18 protein-coding genes are annotated in these 18,861 nt (G+C 70.9%); 6 read left to right on the plus strand and 12 right to left on the minus strand.

Annotated elements, in window-relative coordinates; translation table 11 throughout:
- Positions 1-298: 298 nt before the first annotated feature.
- The 3 genes from P0084_RS18040 to P0084_RS18050 all read right to left on the minus strand — a co-directional run bounded on the left by P0084_RS18040 (position 299) and on the right by P0084_RS18050 (position 2,466).
- Positions 299-1,435 (minus strand): aldo/keto reductase, encoded by a 1,137-nt coding sequence (locus tag P0084_RS18040; protein WP_308918283.1) that lies wholly within the window; start codon positions 1,433-1,435, stop codon positions 299-301.
- 64 nt (positions 1,436-1,499) lie between these two features.
- The gene (locus P0084_RS18045; RefSeq protein ID WP_308918284.1) at positions 1,500-1,676 is read right to left on the minus strand and encodes a hypothetical protein; all 177 of its coding nucleotides are present in this window, start codon (positions 1,674-1,676) and stop codon (positions 1,500-1,502) included.
- Between the two features lie 40 nt (positions 1,677-1,716).
- The gene (locus P0084_RS18050) at positions 1,717-2,466 is read right to left on the minus strand and encodes an SDR family NAD(P)-dependent oxidoreductase (RefSeq protein ID WP_308918285.1); all 750 of its coding nucleotides are present in this window, start codon (positions 2,464-2,466) and stop codon (positions 1,717-1,719) included.
- A gap of 168 nt (positions 2,467-2,634) precedes the next feature.
- On the opposite strand from P0084_RS18050, the gene P0084_RS18055 reads away from it, so the two are divergent.
- Complete coding sequence (locus P0084_RS18055) at positions 2,635-3,429, plus strand: AraC family transcriptional regulator (RefSeq protein WP_308918286.1); 795 nt, start codon at positions 2,635-2,637, stop codon at positions 3,427-3,429.
- Positions 3,430-3,503: 74 nt separating this feature from the next.
- Here the strand turns inward: P0084_RS18055 and P0084_RS18060 are convergent, their stop codons facing one another.
- The 7 genes from P0084_RS18060 to P0084_RS18090 form a co-directional block, all read right to left on the minus strand.
- Positions 3,504-5,126: a dihydroxyacetone kinase subunit DhaK gene (locus tag P0084_RS18060; RefSeq protein ID WP_308918287.1), complete on the minus strand. Its 1,623-nt coding sequence runs from the start codon at positions 5,124-5,126 to the stop codon at positions 3,504-3,506.
- Positions 5,127-5,144: 18 nt separating this feature from the next.
- Positions 5,145-6,140 (minus strand): ABC transporter ATP-binding protein, encoded by a 996-nt coding sequence (locus P0084_RS18065; RefSeq protein WP_308918288.1) that lies wholly within the window; start codon positions 6,138-6,140, stop codon positions 5,145-5,147.
- Positions 6,133-7,230 carry an ABC transporter ATP-binding protein gene (locus P0084_RS18070; RefSeq protein ID WP_308918289.1) on the minus strand — a complete coding sequence of 366 codons (1,098 nt, stop codon included), beginning with the start codon at positions 7,228-7,230 and terminating at the stop codon, positions 6,133-6,135. Before P0084_RS18070 ends, P0084_RS18065 begins: the two co-directional genes overlap by 8 nt.
- Positions 7,230-7,424, minus strand: a complete 195-nt coding sequence (locus P0084_RS18075) for a hypothetical protein (protein WP_308918290.1) — start codon at positions 7,422-7,424, stop codon at positions 7,230-7,232. Before P0084_RS18075 ends, P0084_RS18070 begins: the two co-directional genes overlap by 1 nt.
- Positions 7,425-7,616: 192 nt before the next feature.
- On the minus strand, positions 7,617-8,558 hold the full coding sequence (locus tag P0084_RS18080) for a carbohydrate ABC transporter permease (RefSeq protein ID WP_308918291.1): 942 nt from the start codon (positions 8,556-8,558) through the stop codon (positions 7,617-7,619).
- Between the two features lie 109 nt (positions 8,559-8,667).
- A complete protein-coding gene (locus tag P0084_RS18085; RefSeq protein WP_308918292.1) occupies positions 8,668-9,615 on the minus strand; it encodes a carbohydrate ABC transporter permease in 948 nt (315 codons plus the stop codon).
- 213 nt (positions 9,616-9,828) lie between these two features.
- On the minus strand, positions 9,829-11,148 hold the full coding sequence (locus P0084_RS18090; protein ID WP_308918293.1) for an ABC transporter substrate-binding protein: 1,320 nt from the start codon (positions 11,146-11,148) through the stop codon (positions 9,829-9,831).
- Between the two features lie 167 nt (positions 11,149-11,315).
- Here P0084_RS18090 and P0084_RS18095 point away from each other — a divergent pair, with 167 nt between their 5' ends.
- Positions 11,316-12,344: a LacI family DNA-binding transcriptional regulator gene (locus tag P0084_RS18095; protein ID WP_308918294.1), complete on the plus strand. Its 1,029-nt coding sequence runs from the start codon at positions 11,316-11,318 to the stop codon at positions 12,342-12,344.
- 133 nt (positions 12,345-12,477) lie between these two features.
- Here P0084_RS18095 and P0084_RS18100 read toward each other — a convergent pair whose 3' ends face one another.
- Positions 12,478-13,527 (minus strand): L-idonate 5-dehydrogenase, encoded by a 1,050-nt coding sequence (locus P0084_RS18100; protein WP_308918295.1) that lies wholly within the window; start codon positions 13,525-13,527, stop codon positions 12,478-12,480.
- A gap of 76 nt (positions 13,528-13,603) precedes the next feature.
- On the opposite strand from P0084_RS18100, the gene P0084_RS18105 reads away from it, so the two are divergent.
- The 4 genes from P0084_RS18105 to P0084_RS18120 are packed head-to-tail and all read left to right on the plus strand — an operon-like array spanning position 13,604 to position 17,078.
- On the plus strand, positions 13,604-14,371 hold the full coding sequence (locus P0084_RS18105; RefSeq protein WP_308918296.1) for an SDR family oxidoreductase: 768 nt from the start codon (positions 13,604-13,606) through the stop codon (positions 14,369-14,371).
- Positions 14,368-14,871, plus strand: a complete 504-nt coding sequence (locus tag P0084_RS18110) for a gluconokinase (protein ID WP_308918297.1) — start codon at positions 14,368-14,370, stop codon at positions 14,869-14,871. The genes P0084_RS18105 and P0084_RS18110 overlap by 4 nt, the downstream gene beginning before the upstream one ends.
- On the plus strand, positions 14,862-15,791 hold the full coding sequence (locus tag P0084_RS18115; RefSeq protein WP_308918298.1) for a phosphotransferase enzyme family protein: 930 nt from the start codon (positions 14,862-14,864) through the stop codon (positions 15,789-15,791). The genes P0084_RS18110 and P0084_RS18115 overlap by 10 nt, the downstream gene beginning before the upstream one ends.
- Before the next feature lie 45 nt (positions 15,792-15,836).
- Entirely contained in the window at positions 15,837-17,078 is a 1,242-nt protein-coding gene (locus P0084_RS18120) for an MFS transporter (protein ID WP_308918299.1), read from the plus strand.
- Positions 17,079-17,343: 265 nt separating this feature from the next.
- Here P0084_RS18120 and P0084_RS18125 read toward each other — a convergent pair whose 3' ends face one another.
- Positions 17,344-18,552, minus strand: a complete 1,209-nt coding sequence (locus P0084_RS18125; protein WP_308918300.1) for an NADH:flavin oxidoreductase/NADH oxidase family protein — start codon at positions 18,550-18,552, stop codon at positions 17,344-17,346.
- Positions 18,553-18,861 lie beyond the last annotated feature (309 nt).

Here is an 18,861-nt window from a genome sequence, read left to right on the forward strand (position 1 = left end):
GGTCCCCCACCTCGCGATCCATCCCCGCCGCCGCCCCGGCCGACATCGCCATCTCGCCCATATGGGTCGAGACGCGCGCGACGTTCGGGGCCTGCGCCCCCTGGGCGACGACGAGGCCCGGCCATGCGGCGAGGCATAGCACGGCCAGCGCGGTGCGGATGGAGGTCATGCGTGAAGTCCTTCGACGAGGGGGGGTGAGGAGGATCGTCCGTCGCGTCGTCATGGCATGGACCTTCCGGTTCGGGGAAGCGATCCGGGCCCGCGTCGCGGCGCGGGCCCGGCCCGTCGGTCGGGTGACCTAGGCGTCCGGCGCCTCCGCGCCGTTCCATTCCATTACCATCGCAGGCGCCCGTTCGCCCTGCACCTCGATCGCGTCGAGCGCGGATGTCAGATCCGCCAGCTCCGCGTCGGTGAACGAGACCGAGGCCGCATCGATGTTGTCGCGCAGGTGGGTGACGTTGGTCGTTCCCGGGATCGGTACGATGTCGGGGCCCTGCGCCATCAGCCACGCCAGCGCGATCTGCTCGGGCTCGGCGTCCTTGCGGGCCGCCCAGTCGCGGGCGAGGTCCACGAGGGCCATGTTGGCTTCGCGGTTCTCCAGGTCCATGCGGGAGGTCCAGCCGCGGAAGTCGCCCGGGGCGAAGGCGGTGGCCATGTCGATAGCGCCCGTCAGGAAGCCGTAGCCCAGGGGCGCGAAGGGCACGAAGCCCACCCCCAGCTCGCGCGTGACGGGCAGGATGTCCGCCTCGCGCCCGCGATAGAGCATGGAGTACTCGGACTGCACGGCGGCCAGGGGGCGTTCGGCATGGGCCCGGCGCAGCGTTTCGGGCCCGCACTCCGACAGGCCCCAGTGCAGCGCCTTGCCCTCGTCCATCAGCTCGCCCACGACGCCCGCCACCTCCTCGATCGGCACGGTCGGGTCGACGCGGTGCTGATATAGGAGGTCCACCCGGTCGGTGCCGAGCCGCCGGAGCGAGCCCTCGACGGCCGCGCGGATGCCTGCGGGGTCGGACGTCACGCCCGCGATGCCCCCGTCGTCGCCGATGTCGAACCCGAACTTCGTGGTGATCTGCACCGCGTCGCGGAAGGGGGCGATCGCCTCGCCCAGGATCTCCTCGCAGGTATAGGGGCCATAGACTTCGGCGCAGTCGAAGAAGGTGATGCCCTCCTCGTAGGCGGTGCGGATCAGCGCGACCATGTCGTCGCGGTCGGGCACCAGCGTGGTGAAGGTCCGGTGCATGTTCTGCACACCCAGGCCCAGGGCGGACGTTTCCAGCCCGCCCAGCATCCGGCGATCCGCCGGCAGGTTGCCTTGGGCGCGGGCGGGCGTGGGCCGCAGCGCGAGGCCGCCTGCGGCGACCGCGGCGCCCGCCACGGCCGCGCCGGTCAGAAGGCCGCGCCGCGATGGGCCGGTGGGGGTGGGATGATCGGTCATGGGCTCTCTCCGGTTGGGATGGGGGTGGTCGGGCGTCTGGGGGAAGGGCCGCCGCATCGGGCGATCAACCGCCCGGGGTGTCACGGACGAAGTCGTTCCCGCGCTCCATGCGGTTCCCGGCATGGCCATGGCTCGTCATCGTGGCCGCGTCGGCCTGGATCCGTTCGGGTGCGGCGGTCTGTGCGCCGGTCGCGTTCGACAGGACCAGCGTGGCCACGATCGTCGTGAGGATCGTTCTCATGGGTCGTCTCCCCGTCCCGGTCTGGCTCGTATCGTGCGGTTCACCATGGGATGCATCTGCGGTCGCGGAAGAAGCCGCCCGTCGGTCCATCGGCCGGCAGGGCGGCGAGCCACAGCGCGGTATCCGCGCCCTCCTCGGGCGACCGGCTCGCGGACGGCCCGCCCATGGCCGTGCGCACCCAGCCGGGGCACATCGCGTTGACCTTCACGTCGCCCCGCGCGCAGCCCGCGCCCAGCACGGTGGCGGCGTTCAGTGCGGCCTTGGAGATCGCATAGGCCGCATGGCCCCGCGCCAGCCCTTCCGCGAAGGACCCGCCGCCGGAGGAGACGTTCACGATCCGACCGCGACGGCGGTCGTTCATGCCGGGCAGGACGGCCTGCATGACCGCGACGGCCGCCACCGCGTTGACGTCGAAGTCCCGGCAGATCGTTTCGACGTCGACCGAAAGGAGGTCGCCAGGCGTGTAGATGCCCGCGACGTTGAACAGCACGTCGATCGGAGCGGCATCGGCGATGACCGCGGCGACGTCGCCGGGTTCGTCGGCCAGATCACCGGTCACGCGGTGTATGTCCGCGCCCCGGTCCGCCGCCCGGTCCACCACCCGGTCGAGCGCGTCGACCCGCCGTCCGTGCATCACGATCGTCACGCCCCGTGCGGCGACAGCGTCGACGATCGCCCCGGCGATGCCCCCGGTCGCCCCGGTCACCGCGACGGTGCGGCCGGCGAAGTCCCACGCGTCGGCGGACCGGTCCATCCGCGCTCCCTGTGCCGATGTGGCGTCGTCCGGCATCGTGGTCCTCCGGCTGCGTCGCATCGATCGCGACGGTCCTGCATGAAGGGGGCGGGAGGGGCATGGGGTTTCCCAACTCCGGAGGATCGGGACGTTTCGCGGCGAACATCGGAGGATCGGGACGGTGTCGCGTCCGATTTTCTGCTATGGTCATCGCACATGAACACCGTGGGAACATCCGTGGAGGTCGAGTTGAGCGGCGCGCGCGCCGTCTGGTTCCGCATGCCCGCCACGACCCAGGACCCCCACCGCTCGACCACCGGCACCGACACGATGGGCGTGTCCTTCACAGGCCATCGCGGCGCGGTCGTCGAACGTCCCTCGGGGCGCCGCGACAGGTTGGAGGTGCGGCGGAACGCCTTGTTCGTCACGTGCGGCGAGCCGTTCGACTGGGTCCATGTCGGCGAGCCCTACGAAGGCGTCGAGTTCGAGATCTCGGATGCGCTGACGGCCGAGATCGCGGAAGCGACGGGCATCGCGCCGACCGCGACGGGCGGCGGCGGCGTACTCGATCCCGACCCGGTCTTCTGGGCCGCGGCGGTCCGGCTGCGTCAGCACGCCACCGGCGCACGCCTCCTGGGCGATCTGGAAGGCGACGACCTCGTCCGCGGCGCGTTGATGCACGTCGCGTGCGAGCGCTATGGCGGCCGGCCGCCCCGCCGGAACGCCCGCCCCCTGGACGGACGCCGGTTGGGACGGATCGTCGAGCATGTCGACGCCCACCTGAGCGAGCGCCTGTCGGTCTCGGACCTGGCGGAAACGGCGTCGATCAGCATCAGCCACTTCCACGAGGCGTTCCGCAGCGCGACGGGCCTGACACCGCACGAGTTCGTCACCGCCCGGCGGGTCGAGCGCGCCCGCCGGCTGCTGGCCTACGGCCTGACCCGGGAACAGGCGGCCCGCGCCGTGGGATACACCGCAGGCCACGCGTTCCGACGCGCGTTGAGCCGGTACGGGGGGTGAACGCCGTTCGGTCGCCGGCGGATGCGCCGCATGGGGCACGGCATCGCCGATGCGGCGTCCGACGTCGCAGCCCCCTAGACGTCGACCATCCGCTCGAACAGGCGGGCCACGGCCTCCGCGCCGGGGTCGACGTGACCTTCCAGTTGCGCCGCATTGACATAGGCCGCCCGGCCGGCATTCGCGCGCGCCATCGCGGCGGTGCCGTCGGCACCCGCGCGGGCGGCGGCGGCGGCACGCGTCAACCCGTCGTCCAGGGCGTCCAGGGCGGGGGCCAGGGCATCGACCATGGTGCGGTCGCCGATCTCCGCCCCGCCGATCTGCTGCATCCGCGCCAAGCCCGCCCGCAGCGCGTCCCGCGTGGTCATGCCGGACGACGCCGCGTCCCCCGCCGCGGCGAAGAAGATAGCCAGCAGCACGCCCGACGACCCGCCCATCGTCTGCGACAGCTCCTGCCCCAGCGCGCGGAAGAGTTGCGTGTGATCGGACAGGGGCAGCGTGTCCATCGCCCCCATCAGCGCGCGGGCGGCGTGGGCCAGGGTCGACCCGGTGTCGCCGTCGCCCGACTTGGCGTCCAGCGCGTTCAGGTCGGCTTCGGATGCGAGCAGGATCTCGCAGCAGCGGATCAGGAAGGCGCGGGTCGGCGCGTGGTCCGATGCCAGCGGCTTGATCGGCGTCAGCCCGTCGGGCAGCGGCAGGACGTCGGCCGTCGCCATGGGCTTGGCACCCGGCCAGGCCGACGTGCCCGTCCCGGTCGCCAAGCGGTCGGCGTCCCCGTCCCCCAGCGCCATCACGGTGACCGAGAACCCGCGCATGTCGAGCGAGGTCATCAACGCGGCGGGTCCTACCAGCATCGATAGCCGTCCGGCCAGATCCGAACGCATCAGTTCCCGCGACAGGACCGCCATCTCCAGATCCGACAGGCCGCCCAGGTTATTCAGGAGGGCGACGTGGTCGCTGTCCCCCATCCCGTCGGCCAGCTTCGCGGTCACGGCGGCCATCGCGGTCGCCGCATCGCTGTACGCGACCTGCTCGACCCCCGCCTCGCCGTGGATGCCCAGGCCCAACTCCGCCTTGCCCGGGGGGATCCGGTCCTCCTTGGGGGAGCCGGGAATGGTGCAGGTGTCCAGCGACATACCGATCGACCGGGTGGCCGCGATGACGCGGTTGGCTTCGGCCTCGATGGCGTTCAGATCGACGCCCTCCTCCGCCAGCGCGCCCGCGATCTTGTGGACCAGCAGCGTGCCGGCCACGCCGCGGGCCTGGGCCAGATGCGGCAAGGCCACGTCGTCGTCGACGATCACCATGGCGACCTTGCGTCCGAAGGCCCGCGCACGTTCGGCGGCCAAGCCGAAGTTCAGCCGGTCCCCGGTATAGTTCTTGACGATCAGCAGGCAGCCCGCATCCCCCGTCACCGCAAGGATCCCCGCCAACACGGCGTCGACCGAGGGCGAGGCGAAGATGTCCCCGCATACGGCGGCCGTCAGCATGCCCCGTCCCACGAAGCCCGCATGGGCCGGCTCGTGCCCCGACCCCCCGCCGGACACCAGCGCGACGCGGCCCCGGTCCCAGTCGGCGCGCATGACGACCTTGATGTGCGGGTACCCGTCCAGCCGCGTCAGGATTCCCCCCGACGCCGCGATCGTTCCGTCGATGGCGTCCGTGACCGCGTCGGCCTTCGCGTTGATGAAATGAGCCATGATGCCCCCTGCCCCGTTCTAGGCGATGCGCGCCCCGTCCGCGCCGAAATAGAACGGACGGTCGGGCCGGATCTGGATGTGGTCGCCGCCGCGCAGGTCGGTGTGCGCGTCGGTGACGGTGACGATGTCGTGTCCCGCGAGGGACAGGTGCAGCCGGGTCTGGTCCCCCAGCCGTTCGACGCGGGTGACGGCCGCGTCCTGCCCCTCGCCCTGGCGGATCTGCTCGGGTCGCAGGCCGATGTGGCTGGCGCCGTGGGGGGCGCCGGGAAAGAGGTCGGCGGGCAGGACGTTGATCCGCGGCTGTCCCAGCCTGCTGGCGGCATAGACGCTGACCGGATCCTCGTAGATCGCGCGCGGCGTGCCGAACTGCACCAGGCGACCCCGGTCCAGGACGCCGACATGGGTCGCCATGGTCAGGGCCTCGATCTGGTCGTGCGTGACATAGAGCAGCGTGGCCCCGGATTCGGCCTGAATGCCCTTCAGCTCGACCCGCAGGTCGGCCCGCAGCTTGGCATCCAGCGACGACAGCGGCTCGTCCATCAGATAGACCGCGGGCCGCCGCACGAGCGCGCGTCCGATCGACACCCGCTGCATCTCGCCCCCCGACAGCGCCGTGGCCCGGTTGTCCAGCTTGTGCGCGATCTGCAGCACCTCCGCCACGTCGCGCACGGTGCGCTCGATCACGTCGGGCGGGGTCCGCAGGATGGGGGAGCGCAACGGGAAGGCCAGGTTCTCGCGCACGGTCAGGTGGGGGTAGAGGCTGTACTGCTGGAACACCATCGCCACGTCGCGCTGCGCGGGCGTCAGGCCCGCCACCGATCGGCCCCCGATGGCGATGTCCCCCGAGTCGGGCGCGTCCAGGCCCGACACCATCCGCAGGGTGGTGGTCTTGCCCGCGCCCGTGGGGCCCAACAGCACGACGAAGGAGCCGTCCGGGATCGTCATGGTCACGTCGTCCAGCGCGGTCGTCCGCCCGAACCGCTTGGTGACGCCGTCCAACCGAACCTCAGCCATGGGCCAGTACCCCCTCGTTCGCCCGGCTGCGCAACGCCATCCCGGTCGCGGCGTCGAACAGCGTGACGGTGCGGGGATCGAGGCGCAGGCCGACGTTGGCCCCAACCCGCGGCGCGTCGGTGGATGGCAGGCGTGCCTTCACCCGGCCGCGGCCCGTGTCCACCGTCACGATCTGCGTGGTGCCCAGGTATTCGGTCGCCGCCACGCGTCCGCGCAGGCCCGCGTCGTCGTGCAAGGATACGTATTCCGGCCGCACCCCGAGGATCAGCTTGCCGCCCCGGCCGTCGAGGATGGGGGGCATCCCGATGGTGGTGCCGTCCAGATCCACGCGGTCCTGTCCCGGCGTCACCGTTCCGTCGAAGGCGAGCAGGTTCATGGGCGGCGAGCCGATGAACTGCGCGACGAACGTCGTCGCGGGCCAGTCGTAGATGTCCTGGGGCACGCCGAACTGCTCGACAACTCCATGATTCATAACGACGATCTTGTCCCCCATCTGCATCGCCTCCAACTGGTCGTGCGTGACGTAGACCGTGGTGGCCCCCATGCGGTCGTGCAGGGCGCGGAGCTCCTCGGCCATGCGTTCGCGGAACTCGGCATCCAGCGCGCCCAGGGGTTCGTCCATGAAGAAGGCCTTGGGGTCGCGGACGACGGCGCGGCCCAGGGCGACGCGCTGGCGGTCACCGCCGGACAGGCCGCCGACGGGGGTGTCCAGGATGCCCTGGATGCCCAGGATGTCGGCCACCTCGGCCACCTTCGCGCGGATGGCCGGGCGCGACATTCCCTGCGATTTCAAGGGGTAGGATATGTTGCCCCGGACGTTCATGTGGGGATAGAGCGCGAACATCTGGAACACGAAGGCGATGTCGCGCTGGGAGGCGCGCTTCTGGCTGACCTCCTCCCCGTCGATGAAGATCTCGCCCGACGTCGGCAATTCCAGCCCCGCCATCATCCGCAAGGTGGTGGTCTTGCCGCAGCCCGAAGGGCCCAGCAGCATGAAGAACTCGCCGTCCTCGATGGTGAAGCTGGAAGATTCGACGGCGGTGAAGTCGCCGAACTCCTTGCGGACGTTGGATATTCTGATCTGGGCCATCAGGGGTCTTCCGGGAAGTGGCTGACCACGATGAAGCCCACCGTGCCGACCAGGATCACGAGGAACGACCAGGTGTAGAGCCATAGCACGAAGGGCTGCATCAGCATGAAGACGCCCAGCGCGATGAGGATGGAGGCCACCATCTCCCAGGGGCCGCGACGCAGGCGGATCAGTCCATGAACGAACTCAGACATGACGATCGGACCCGTTCTGTGCGCAAATGCCGATGCACCCCCCGTGCACCCCCCGTACACCCCCCGTACATACGCCGGTCGCCCCTACGAAGACGGTTCCGCATCGCTTCGCCGTCACGACCGGGGGGCGCGTCCCAGGGCGGGAGAGCCCCGGGTCGAGCCCGGGGATGACCGGGGCACGTGGAGCCGCGGTCATTTCCGCACCGCGCCGAAGGTGATGCCCCGCAGGAGGTGCTTCCGTAGCAGGATGGTGAAGACCATCACGGGGACCAGGAAGATGGTCGCGCCGGCCGCGACCGCGGGCCAGTCCTTGCCGGACACGCCGATGATCGTGGGGATGAAGGGGGGCGCGGTCTGGGCGGTGCCCGAGGTCAGCAGCACGGCGAAGGCGTATTCGTTCCACGCGAAGATCAGGCAGAAGATGGCCGTGGACGCGATGCCCGTGGCGGCCTGGGGCAGCACGACCTTCCGGAACGCCTGGAACCGCGTGTAGCCATCGATCATCGCCGCTTCCTCGTACTCGCGCGGGATCTCGTCGATGAACCCCTTCAGGAGCCAGACCGACAGCGACAGGTTCACCGCCGTGTAGAGCAGGATCATCCCCAGATGCGTGTCCGACAGCCCGAGCTGGCGGAACATCAGGAAGATGGGGATCGCGACCGCAATGGGCGGCATCATGCGGGTGCTGAGGATGAAGAACAGCAGGTCGTCCTTCAGCGGCACGCGGAACCGGCTGAACGCATAGGCCGCCATCGTGCCGAGGATCATGGTCAGCGCGGTGGACCCGAAGCCGATGATGACGGAGTTTAGGAACCGTTCGCCATAGCGGCTGGCCCCGGTGATGACCGTGCCCTGGTCGCGCGCGATCTCCTCGTACCAGGTTCGGGGCGGGCCGGCTTCCTCCAACATGCCCTCGGTCGCGCGGGTGCGTTCGGTGAGCAGATTGACGTAGCCTTCGAGCGAGGGCTCGAACAGGACCTTGGGCGGATAGGCGATGGCGTCCTCGGACGTCTTGAACCCGGTCGCCACGATCCACAGGAGCGGCAACAGCGTCAGGATCGCGTAGGAGACCACGAGGATGCCGGCGAACCACTTCGTGCCGCCGGACGGTTCGGTGACGGAGAAGCTGCTCATGCGCGGATGTCCATCGTCGTGGTGCGGGCGATGCGTCGGAAGGTCCCGGGGCCGCGCCCGGGGATGACGGGCCCGTCGCGTCCGAGACCGACGAGGTCGCGACGGGCGGTCATCGGTCCTTCACCTTGTTCAGGGCCTTCACGTAGATCGACGCCAGACCGAACACGGTCACGAACAGGATCACGGCGTAGGCCGAGGAATAGCCCGTGCGCCACCGTTCGAACGCCTCGCGCTTCAGGTCGATCGAGGTCAGGGTCGTGACGTTGCCCGGGCCGCCCCCGGTCAGCTGCACCACCAGATCGAACATCTTGAAGTTCTCGATGCCCCGGAACAGCACGGCCAGCATCAGGAAGGGCAGGACCATGGGCACCGTGATGGTCCAGAACTGCCGCCAGGGGGAGGCACGGTCGCATTCCGCCGCCTCGTATATGCTGTCGGGGATCGACCGCAGGCCCGCCAGGCAGATCAGCATCACGAAGGGGGTCCACATCCAGGTGTCCGCGATCACGATGGCCCAGGGCGCCAGGTGGACGTCCCCTATCATCGAGAAGGAGGCCGGGTCCGCGCCGGTGACGAAGGCCACGGCGTAGTTGAAGAGCCCGATCTGGGGCTGGTAGAGGAAGGTCCAGAAGTTGCCGACCACGGCGGGCGACAGCATCATCGGCAGGACGATGATCGTGGTCCACAGGTCGTTGCCGCGGAACTTCTTGTTGATGAGCCAGGCCAGCGCGAAGCCGATCAGGACCTGCAGCACGATCGTCCAGATCAGGAAATGCGCCGTCGCCTGCATCGTGGCCCAGACGTCGTCGTCGGTCAGGATGCGTTCGTAGTTGCGCAGCCCCACCCATTCCACGTCGCGGTTGGGCCGGTTCACCCGGTAGTCGGTGAACGACAGCCGGATCGTCCAGATCAGCGGGAAGATGTTGACCGCCAGCAGCAGGAAGATCGACGGGGCGACGAAGATCCAGGCGATGGCGCGGTCCGACAGGCCGCGGATGCGGCGCGCGGCGCCGGCCGGGGTGGCGCGGGCGACCCGGTCCATGGGGGCGTCTGACATGGCGCGGCCTCTGCGGCGTTGAAGCTGGGGAGTCATCCTCGGGCCTGACCCGGGGATCTCCTTGCGGGAGGTCCTCGGGCCCGACCCGAGGATGACGGTTGCGCGTGTGGGATGGCGGCCCCGGGTCGAGCCCGGGGCACGGCTCCGCTTTTCGGATCGGGACCCCGGGTCAGGCCCGGGGCGCGACGTTCGGCGCCCGGCGGGCGCCGCGCGTCACAGCTTCCCTTCGTCCTCGAACACCTCGGTCCAGTCCTCGACCAGGCCGTCCAGCGCTTCCTGCGCCGTGCCCTCGCCCGCGATGACGTAGTTGTGGACGCGGTCCTGCATCGCCAGCAGGAGGTCGGCATAGGCGGGTTCGGCCCAGAAGTCCTTCACGATGGCCATGCTGTCCAGGAACGTCTGGGCGTAAGGCTGGCTGGTGGCGAAGTCCGGATCCTCGACCACCGCGCTGAGCGCGGAATAGCCGCCCAGCTCCCACCACCGGGCCTGCACCTCCGGCTGGGCGAACCATTCGATGTATTCCAGCGCGGCGTCCTGTTTGTCGCTGTAGGCGACGACGCTGATGCCCTGCCCGCCCAGCTGCGCGAACTGGCCCTCGGGGCCCGCGGGGTTGGGGAAGTAGCCCGACTTGCCGCCGCCAACGTTGGGATCGGCCTCCACCCCCGGCCAGATGAAGGCGAAGTTCATCTGCATCGCGACCTGGCCGGAGCGATAGGCGTCGATGTTCTCGCCCATGTACCAGTTGGACGACCCCGGCGGCGTGCAGCAATCGTAGAGCTCCTTGTAGAACTCCAGCCCCTCGACCGCGCCCGCGGAGTTGACGAACCCGTCCATGGAATAGGGCTCGTCGGGATCGGCGTATTCGAAGCCGTAATTGTAGAGCGCGTTGGTCACGCCCATCGTGATCCCCTCGGACCCGCGTTCGGTGTAGATGGCGGCGCCGTAGACGGTGTTGCCGTCGATCTCGCGCCCCTGGAAGAACTCCGCGATGTCCTTCAGCTCGGCCAGCGTTTCGGGCACGCCCAGCTCGCGGCCGTATTCCGCCTGGAACGCGTCCCGCAGCTCCGGGCGCTCGAACCAGTCCTTGCGATAGGTCCAGCCCACGACGTCGCCGAATGCGGGCAGCGCCCAGTAGTTCGGCGTCCCCTTGGGCCATTCGGCATAGCCCGTCACCGTGGCGGGGATGAAGTCCGCCATGTCGATGCCGTTTTCGTCGAAGAAGTCGTTCAGCTTGACGTAGTGCCCGTTCTCGGCGCCGCCGCCGATCCACTGGCTGTCGCCGATCATCAGGTCGCAGAGCTGCCCGCCGCTGTTCAGCTCGTTCAGCATGCGGTCGGCGAAGTTGGGCCAGGGCACGAACTCGAAGTTCATGGTATGGCCGGACTGTTCCTCGAAGTCGGTGGACAGCTCGATCAGGGCGTTGGCCGGATCCCAGGCGGCCCAGCAGAGCGTCAGATCCTCCGCCGCGGCGGTGCCGGCGGTGCCGAGGGCGATCGCGTTGCAGGCCGCGCCTGCGAGCAGGAATTTCCTCATCGTCATCCTCCCGTTGGCGGCGGACGCGGGGCGCGTCGCCGTTCCCATGACGCGCCCTTCGTAGATGAGGCACGTGCATCATGGCAAGCATTTTCTGATGCACGTGCCTCAAAACATTTGGCGACCCGCATCGCGGGGGTTATGGACGGGGGAGATAGGGGACCACCATGCCCGACGCCGACCGCGTCCTGCCACCGACCACGAAGGACCTCGCCCGCGCGGCGGGGGTCAGCCGCGCCACGGTGGACCGGGTTCTGAACGGGCGCCTGGGCGTGCGGCAGGCGACGGTCGATCGGGTGAACCAGGCGATCCGGGATCTGGGCTTCGTGCGCAACATGGCCGCCGCGAACCTGGCGAAGGGTCGCAGCTATCGGTTCGTGCACCTGCTGCCGTCGTCGGGCGACCTGTTCCTGGAGGAGCTGGAGCGCTGCATCGCGGAGGCCGCGCGCTTCAGCGCGGACCGCCTGGTCACGGACATCCGCCGCATCGACGCGAACGACCCCCATGCCGTGGCCCGCGACCTGGCCGCCCTGGGGGCGGAGGGCTGCGACGGGGTCGCCCTGATGGCCCCCCGGTCCCCGCCGGTGCGCGACGCCATCGCGCGCCTGGACGATGCGGGCGTTCCGGTGATCCCGTTCGTGTCGAGCCAGGGCGGTTCCTTCGTGGGCATCGACGACCGCGCGGCGGGCGCCACCGCGGGGCTGCTGATGGGCCGCTTCGCGGGCGCAGGGTCCGGTTCCGTCCTTGTGCTGTCCGAAACGATGACCGCGCAGGACAGCCTGAACCGGCGGCTGGGCTTCGACGCCATCCTGGCCGCGCGCTTCCCCGCCCTGCGCGTCCCCGCCAGCCTGGAAACGTATGGAGATCCGGACCGCACGCGCGCGGTGCTGTCCCGCGCGGTGGCGGGGCGGCCGGATCTGCGTGGCCTGTATGTCCTGTCGTCGGAGGCGCGGGTCCCGCTCGATGTCCTGGGGGGCATGGACCTGCCGCGGGACCTGGTGGTGATCGCCCACGAGCGCACCGCCGCCACGGTCGCGGCACTGCTGGACGGGCGCGTGTCGGCCATCATCACGCAGGATCCCGGCCATCTGGCGCGATCCGTGCTGCGCCGCCTGAAGGCGCTGAGCGACGGGCGCGAGGTGTTCGCAGCGCAGGAGCGGATCCGCACGGAGATCCTGCTGGAAACGAACCTCTAGGATGGGGAAGCGAATGTCGGGTCCCCCGCGCATCGCAGGGCCGGGGATCGGCGATGCGCGGCGTCCCCGCCTGCGGCGGCGATGCCGTCGACGCGCGGGGTACTTCCTAGCTGGTCCCGGAAGGGCCCGCGGCTCAGGCGAACGTCAACTGCGCCTTCATCGCCCGGCTGCGGTCGCCCGCCGTTTCGAACGCCTGGGCGTACTCCTCCAGCGGGAAGCGGTGGGTGACGAAGGGCTCCACGTCGATCAGGCCGCGGCGCATCAGCTCGACGCCCGTGGCGAAGGCGTCGTGGAAGCGGAACGATCCTTTGAGAGTCAATTCCTTGACGGTCAGGGCCTGCATCGGGATCGTCATGTCGCCCCCCATGCCCAGTTGCAGCACCGTGCCGCGCGGGCGCATCGCGGGGATGCCCGCCGCCAGCGCGGGCGCCGCGCCCGAGCATTCGTAGAGGACGTCGAACGTCCCCTTGCCGGCCCCGTACCGCGCCAGGCCGTCCCGGTCCGTGCCGACGTTCACCGTGACGTCGGCCCCGGCCCGCCGCGCCAGGTCCAGGCAGAAGTCGGACAGGTCCGTCGCAACGATCAGGTCCGCGCCCGCGCGCCGCGCGGCCAGGATCGACAGGATGCCGATGGGCCCGCAGCCCGTGACCAGCACCGCCGCGCCCACGATGCCCCCCGCCCGCTGCGTGGCGTGGAGGCAGACGGCCAGCGGCTCGGCCATCGCCGCGGCTTCGGGCGACAGGCCGTCCGCCGGGACGCATTGCGCGGCGTCCGCGATCAGCACCTGGCGGAACGCGCCCTGGATGTGGGGTAACGGCATCGCGGAGCCGTAGAAGCGCATGTGCTCGCACTGGTTGGGCAGGCCGCGCAGGCATTGCGCGCAGGCCCCGCAGGGCCGCGACGGGGACACGGCGACCAACTGTCCGATCGCCAGCCCCTCGACCCCCTCGCCCAGGGCGTCGACGTGGCCCGATACCTCGTGCCCCAGGATCAGGGGCTGGCGCACGCGGATCGCCTCGCCGATCCCGCCGTGGCGGTGATAGTGCAGGTCGGACCCGCAGATGCCCCCCGCCGCCATGCGCACGCGCACCTGGCCGGGGCCGGGATCGCCCGGGTCGGGGCGCCCTTCCAATCGCAGGTCCATGGCGCCGTGGATCACGAGCGCGCGGATGTCGTCCGTCATGGGCGGCCCCCTTCGGTTGACGCGGAACCCCCCCATCCGTAGCGAGGCCGGGCCACCGCGACAACGGAGACCGCCCATGTCCCTGCACCTGTTCGACCTGACCGGACGGCGGGCGCTGGTCACCGGGTCCGGCCAGGGCATCGGCCTGGCGCTGGCCCGCGGCCTGGCGGGGGCCGGGGCGTCGGTCGTGCTGAACGGGCGCGACGCGGCGAAGCTGGACCGCGCGGCGGACGCCCTGCGCGCGGCGGGCGCGGAGGTGGCGGTCCTGCCCTTCGACGTGACCGACCACGACGCGGCCCGGGCGGCCGTGGACGGGTTCGAGGGGGCGGGCACGCCGATCGACGTCCTGGTGAACAACGCCGGCCTCCAGCATCGCGCGCCGTTGGAGGACTTCCCCGCGGACGCGTTCGAGCGGCTGCTGCAGACCAACGTGGCGTCGGTGTTCCACGTGGGCCAGGCGGTGGCGCGCCACATGATCGCGCGGGGCCGGGGCAAGATCGTGAACGTCGCCTCCGTGCAGACCGCCCTGGCCCGGCCCGGGATCGCGCCCTACACGGCCACGAAGGGCGCGGTGGGCAACCTGACGAAGGGGATGGCCACCGATTGGGCGCCGCACGGGCTGCAGGTCAACGCCCTGGCGCCCGGCTATTTCGAGACGCCGCTGAACCAGGCCCTGGTGAACGATCCCGCGTTCAGTGCCTGGCTGGCCAAGCGCACGCCCGCGGGCCGCTGGGGCCGCGTGGAGGAGCTGGTCGGCGCCTGCGTCTTCCTGTGCTCCGACGCCAGCAGCTTCGTCAACGGCACCACGCTGTTCGTGGACGGCGGCATCACGGCGTCGCTGTGACGGGCGCGCCCACCCGCATCGTGGTGATGGGCGTCACCTCGACCGGCAAGTCCCGGACCGGCGCGCGGCTGGCGCGCGTGCTGGGCCTGCCCTTCGTGGACGGCGACGACCTGCATCCGCGCCGCAACCGCATCAAGATGGCGGGCGGCACGCCCCTCGACGACACGGACCGCCGCCCCTGGCTGGACCGCATCGGGATCGCCCTGGCGGAACGCCCCCGGGTGGTCGCGTGCTCGGCGCTGAAGCGGCGCTATCGCGACCGGATCCGGTCCCATGCGGGCGAGGTGCTGTTCGTCCACCTGCACGGGCCCCGCGCCGTGATCGCGCGTCGCATGGCCGCCCGCGAAGGGCATTTCATGCCGGTCAGCCTGCTAGACTCGCAGCTCGCGACGCTGGAAGCGCCGGGGCCGGACGAATGGGTCGTGCGCGCCGACATCCGCCGCGACCCCCGCGCGATCGTGGCGGGCGTTCTGGACCGCCTGCGCCGCCCATGGCGCTAGACGCCGCCGTCGCGGACGCCCTGCCGCTGTGGACCGCCGCATCCGACGTGGCGGCGCGGCGCATCCACGTGTCCGAGAACGTGACCTTCGCCGTCACCGGACCGGGCCTGGACGCGGTGCTGCGGGTCCATCGCCCCGGCTACAACGACGCGGGCGCCATCGCGTCCGAGCTGGCGTGGCTGCGCGCGCTGGATGCGGCCGAGGTGCTGGAAGTGCCGCGCCCCGTGCCGATGCGCGACGGCACCGACATCGCCCGGATCGACGGACGCCACGCGGTGATGTTCCGCCGGATGCCCGGTCGCCACCCGACCCCCGACGGCGACCTGGTCGGGCTGTTCCGCTGGCTGGGCACCGCCGCCGCGCGCCTGCACGACCACGCGGCGCGGTGGTCCCCGCCCGACGGGTTCGCGCGGCCCCGCTGGGATCTGGACGCGGCGTTCGGCGCCGACGCCCCCTGGGGCGACTGGCGCGGGGCGCCGGGCGTGGACGGGGCCGCGCGCGCGGTGCTGGAGGACGCGCAGGCCCGCGCCGAAGCGCGCCTGCGCACCTTCGGCACGGGGCCGGACCGGTTCGGGCTGATCCATGCCGACATGCGTCTGGCCAACGTCCTGACGGACCGGGCGGGCCGGCGGCTGATCGACTTCGACGATTGCGGCTTCGGCTGGCACCTCTACGACTTCGCCGCCGCCGTCAGCTTCTGGGAGGACCACCCCGCCCTGCCCCGGTGGCGCGCGGCCTGGCTGGCGGGCTATCGCGTCATCCGCCCGATACCGCCCGCGCACGAGGCGATGCTGGACGACCTGATCCTGATGCGCCGCCTGATGCTGCTGGCCTGGATCGGCACCCACCCGGAGGCGGAGGACGCGCGCCGGGTCGCCCCGGGCTTCGCGGCGGGAACGGTCGCCCTGGCGGAGGGCTGACGGCCCCCCCTTGCCCGTCCCGCGCGAGGGGCGCAGGGGACGGGCATGGCATCGCTCGCCCCCTCCCGCCCGGCCCCGACCGCGTATCTGGCGTTCCTGCGGGAGAACGCGCCCTGGCTGTGGGCGGGGTTCTGCGTGTCGCTGGCCAGCACGTTCGGGCAGACGGCGTTCGTGGCCGTGTTCGCGGGCGACCTGACGGCGCGGCACGGGCTGGGCCAGGGCGACTGGGCCGCGATCTATGGGTTGGGCACGACCGTCGCGGCGGCCGCGATGCTGTGGACCGGCGCGCTGGCCGACCGGGTGCCCCTGCCCCGCCTGACGGCCTGGACGATGGCGGGGCTGGCGGCGTCCTGCCTGCTGATCGGATACGCCCCCGCCGCCTGGCTGCTGCCCCTGGCGGTGGTCGGCCTTCGGCTGTGCGGGCAGGGCATGCTGACCCACATCGCCATGGTCGCGATGGCGCGCTGGTTCGTGGCTACCCGCGGGCGGGCCATCGCCGTGGCGGCCTTCGGCTTCGCGGCGGGGCAGGCCACGCTGCCGCTGGCGTTCACGCACGCGCTGACCGTTGCGTCCGCGACCGCGCTGTGGACGCTGGCCGCGGCGGTGTCCTTCGCGGCGATCTGGCCGCTGCATCGCATGCTGTCCCGTCCCCGCATCCCCGCGGGCGCGGAGGCCGATGCCGCGACGGAGGCGCCGGGCCGGGACGGACGCCACTGGACCCGGGCGGAGGTGCTGCGGGGCGGGCTGTTCTGGATGCTGATGCCCGCGGCCATGGCCTCGCCCGCCTTCGGCACGGCGTTCCTGTTCTTCCAGGTCCACCTGCCGGAAGCGAAGGGCTGGTCGCAGACGGGGTTCGTCGCCCTGTTCCCCCTGTTCATGGGCGGATCGGTGGCCGCGACCTTCGCGGCGGGCGCGCTGATCGACCGCGTCGGCGCGTCCCGCCTGATGCCCGCCGCGTTGCTGCCGATGGCGCTGGGCTTCGCGATTCTGGCCTGGGCGCCGACCCTGGCCTGGGCCGTGCCCGCGGTGGCCTGCATGGCCACGACGCAGGGGATCATGTCGATCGCGCCCGTGTCGCTGTGGGCGGAGCAGTTCGGCACGCGGCACATCGGGGCGATCAAGGCCGCGTCCACCGCCGCGATGGTGCTGGGCACCGCGGCGGGCCCTGCGGCCATCGGCGCCCTGATCGACCGCGGCGCGACCTTTCCCGAACAGATGCCCGCGATCGCGGCCCTCATGGTGGCGTGCAGCGCCCTGGCGTGGTGGGCCCTGCGGCGGAGCCGATAGGCGGGCAGACGCCCGCATGCCCTGCCGAAGCGACGTCGCGGGCTTCCCGTTTCGATCGACGCCCCCACCCCGGCCCTCCCCCGGTGGGGGAGGGAGGACGCGGATGGCGACGGGCGTGTGTGGGGATCCCCGAGAAAAGGGTATCCGAGGCGAGTGGTTGGAACCGTGGCCGGAGGTCGATCGCAGCTGCAGGGCTTCGTGGGTGGGAAGAGGCGATGGGCGGCGCGCTGGGTCATAGGTGAGGAACACGAACGGCGGAACGTGATCAGCTCACTTCAGTGAACCTTGTGTTCCAACGCTCATTCCGTTCGACGTCGCGCGCTTCGTAGGTTGCGACGGCATCCGTCATATCGCCGTGCGGGCCCTCACGATCCTCACCCAGCTCGGTCAGGCGCATCGTGTACCAAGCCGTGATCCCGCCCTCGGGTGGATCGGTGAAGCGAGGGAACGCGACGTCGACCGGACCGTCCCCCTCACCCGCCCAGCGTCGGGGCAAGGTTGGATCAAGGACAAGCGAACGGGCGAGCCCGATCAGGTCCGTGCCGCCGTCCCCCAATGCGTCGATCGCGGCGTCCCGCGTCTTGAACCCACCCGTCACCATGATGGGCTTGGTCGTGCGTTCGCGGGCCGAACGGGCGAAGTCGAGGAAGTAGGCACCCCCGCCCGTGGCATCCGAAGCCGACTTGGCGCCGGGGAAGTAAGTCCCGCCGCTCACGTCGAGTAGGTCGATGGACGTGCGGTCGAGCGCTGCGACGACGGCGAGCGCGTCGTCCGGCACGAGCCCACCTTCCATCTGGTCGGTCGCGTTCAGCTTCACACCGACCGGAAAGCGCGAGCCGACAGCATCACGCACGGCTTCGATTACTTCCAGCAGTAGCCGCATCCGGTTCGCGATCGGTCCACCGTACTCGTCCGTTCGCCGATTGAAGAGCGGCGACAGGAACTGGCTGAGAAGGAATCCGTGCGCCGCGTGAACCTCCACGCCCCCGAAGCCCAGATCGCAGGCGAGGCGGGCCGTGCGCGCGAAGGTATCCGGCAGAGCGGCAATCTCCGCCCTCGACAGTTCCACGCACGTCAGCCCCGACACATCGAGTGCGCTCGGTCCCCTGGACGTGCCGATCGGCGGGTGGGTCATCGCGCCTGCATGGCCGAGTTGAAGCCAGAGTTGGGTGCCGCCCGCCGAGCCACGCCGCGCCAGCTCGCGAAGTGCGTCGTGGTCGGACCGTTCGTTCAAGACTAGGTTCCCCGGTTTCTCCGCATGGTGAGGATCGCCCTGCACCTCGCCCACGATCGACAGACCGACCCCGCCCCTGGCCCACCGCTCGTAGAGCCGGATTTGCGTGCTCGTGGGGTTGCCCTCACCGTCGCCCAGCGAGTCCGACATCGCCGCCTTGGCGAGCCGGTTCGGCAGCACAACACCGCAAGGCAGTTCGATCGGCCGGAACAGAAGCGAAGGGGACCGATCGGCGATCATTGCTCATCCGGTTGCTTGAGGAGGAGCACCACGCTTCGCATGTTTGATCGGCAGTCACCATAGAGCGACGGGCTGGCGTCCAATCCCACCAGGACGCACGCGGACGGCCCGTCTTTGCGCAAAGCCCTTTCCGTTTCGCAAGGGTCACGCAGGCCGCCCGGGACGGATGCCGGCGTCGGTCCGGGCCGATGCGAAACGGTCGGACCGACCATCGTGTGCGTTGGGGATCCTCGACTTGGATAGCGTGTCGCCGCGGCGACCCCCCCGATACGCGTCGAAACGGACGATCCCTCCATCGGGCGATACGTC

Origin of the sequence: Jannaschia maritima, from assembly GCF_030973515.1 — a bacterium.
In the GTDB taxonomy this organism is placed as follows: Bacteria; Pseudomonadota; Alphaproteobacteria; order Rhodobacterales; family Rhodobacteraceae; genus Jannaschia; species Jannaschia maritima.

Coding starts and splice junctions, on each gene's coding strand:
- P0084_RS18100 (WP_308918295.1), bottom strand. CDS start 13,527: ATGACGGACGACATCCGCGCGCTCGTGATCCACGGCGCCATGGACCTG.
- P0084_RS18050 (WP_308918285.1), bottom strand. CDS start 2,466: ATGCCGGACGACGCCACATCGGCACAGGGAGCGCGGATGGACCGGTCC.
- P0084_RS18075 (WP_308918290.1), bottom strand. CDS start 7,424: ATGTCTGAGTTCGTTCATGGACTGATCCGCCTGCGTCGCGGCCCCTGG.
- P0084_RS18040 (WP_308918283.1), bottom strand. CDS start 1,435: ATGACCGATCATCCCACCCCCACCGGCCCATCGCGGCGCGGCCTTCTG.
- P0084_RS18120 (WP_308918299.1), top strand. CDS start 15,837: ATGGCATCGCTCGCCCCCTCCCGCCCGGCCCCGACCGCGTATCTGGCG.
- P0084_RS18060 (WP_308918287.1), bottom strand. CDS start 5,126: ATGGCTCATTTCATCAACGCGAAGGCCGACGCGGTCACGGACGCCATC.
- P0084_RS18095 (WP_308918294.1), top strand. CDS start 11,316: ATGCCCGACGCCGACCGCGTCCTGCCACCGACCACGAAGGACCTCGCC.
- P0084_RS18070 (WP_308918289.1), bottom strand. CDS start 7,230: ATGGCCCAGATCAGAATATCCAACGTCCGCAAGGAGTTCGGCGACTTC.
- P0084_RS18065 (WP_308918288.1), bottom strand. CDS start 6,140: ATGGCTGAGGTTCGGTTGGACGGCGTCACCAAGCGGTTCGGGCGGACG.
- P0084_RS18045 (WP_308918284.1), bottom strand. CDS start 1,676: ATGAGAACGATCCTCACGACGATCGTGGCCACGCTGGTCCTGTCGAAC.
- P0084_RS18125 (WP_308918300.1), bottom strand. CDS start 18,552: ATGATCGCCGATCGGTCCCCTTCGCTTCTGTTCCGGCCGATCGAACTG.
- P0084_RS18085 (WP_308918292.1), bottom strand. CDS start 9,615: ATGTCAGACGCCCCCATGGACCGGGTCGCCCGCGCCACCCCGGCCGGC.
- P0084_RS18115 (WP_308918298.1), top strand. CDS start 14,862: ATGGCGCTAGACGCCGCCGTCGCGGACGCCCTGCCGCTGTGGACCGCC.
- P0084_RS18080 (WP_308918291.1), bottom strand. CDS start 8,558: ATGAGCAGCTTCTCCGTCACCGAACCGTCCGGCGGCACGAAGTGGTTC.
- P0084_RS18090 (WP_308918293.1), bottom strand. CDS start 11,148: ATGAGGAAATTCCTGCTCGCAGGCGCGGCCTGCAACGCGATCGCCCTC.
- P0084_RS18105 (WP_308918296.1), top strand. CDS start 13,604: ATGTCCCTGCACCTGTTCGACCTGACCGGACGGCGGGCGCTGGTCACC.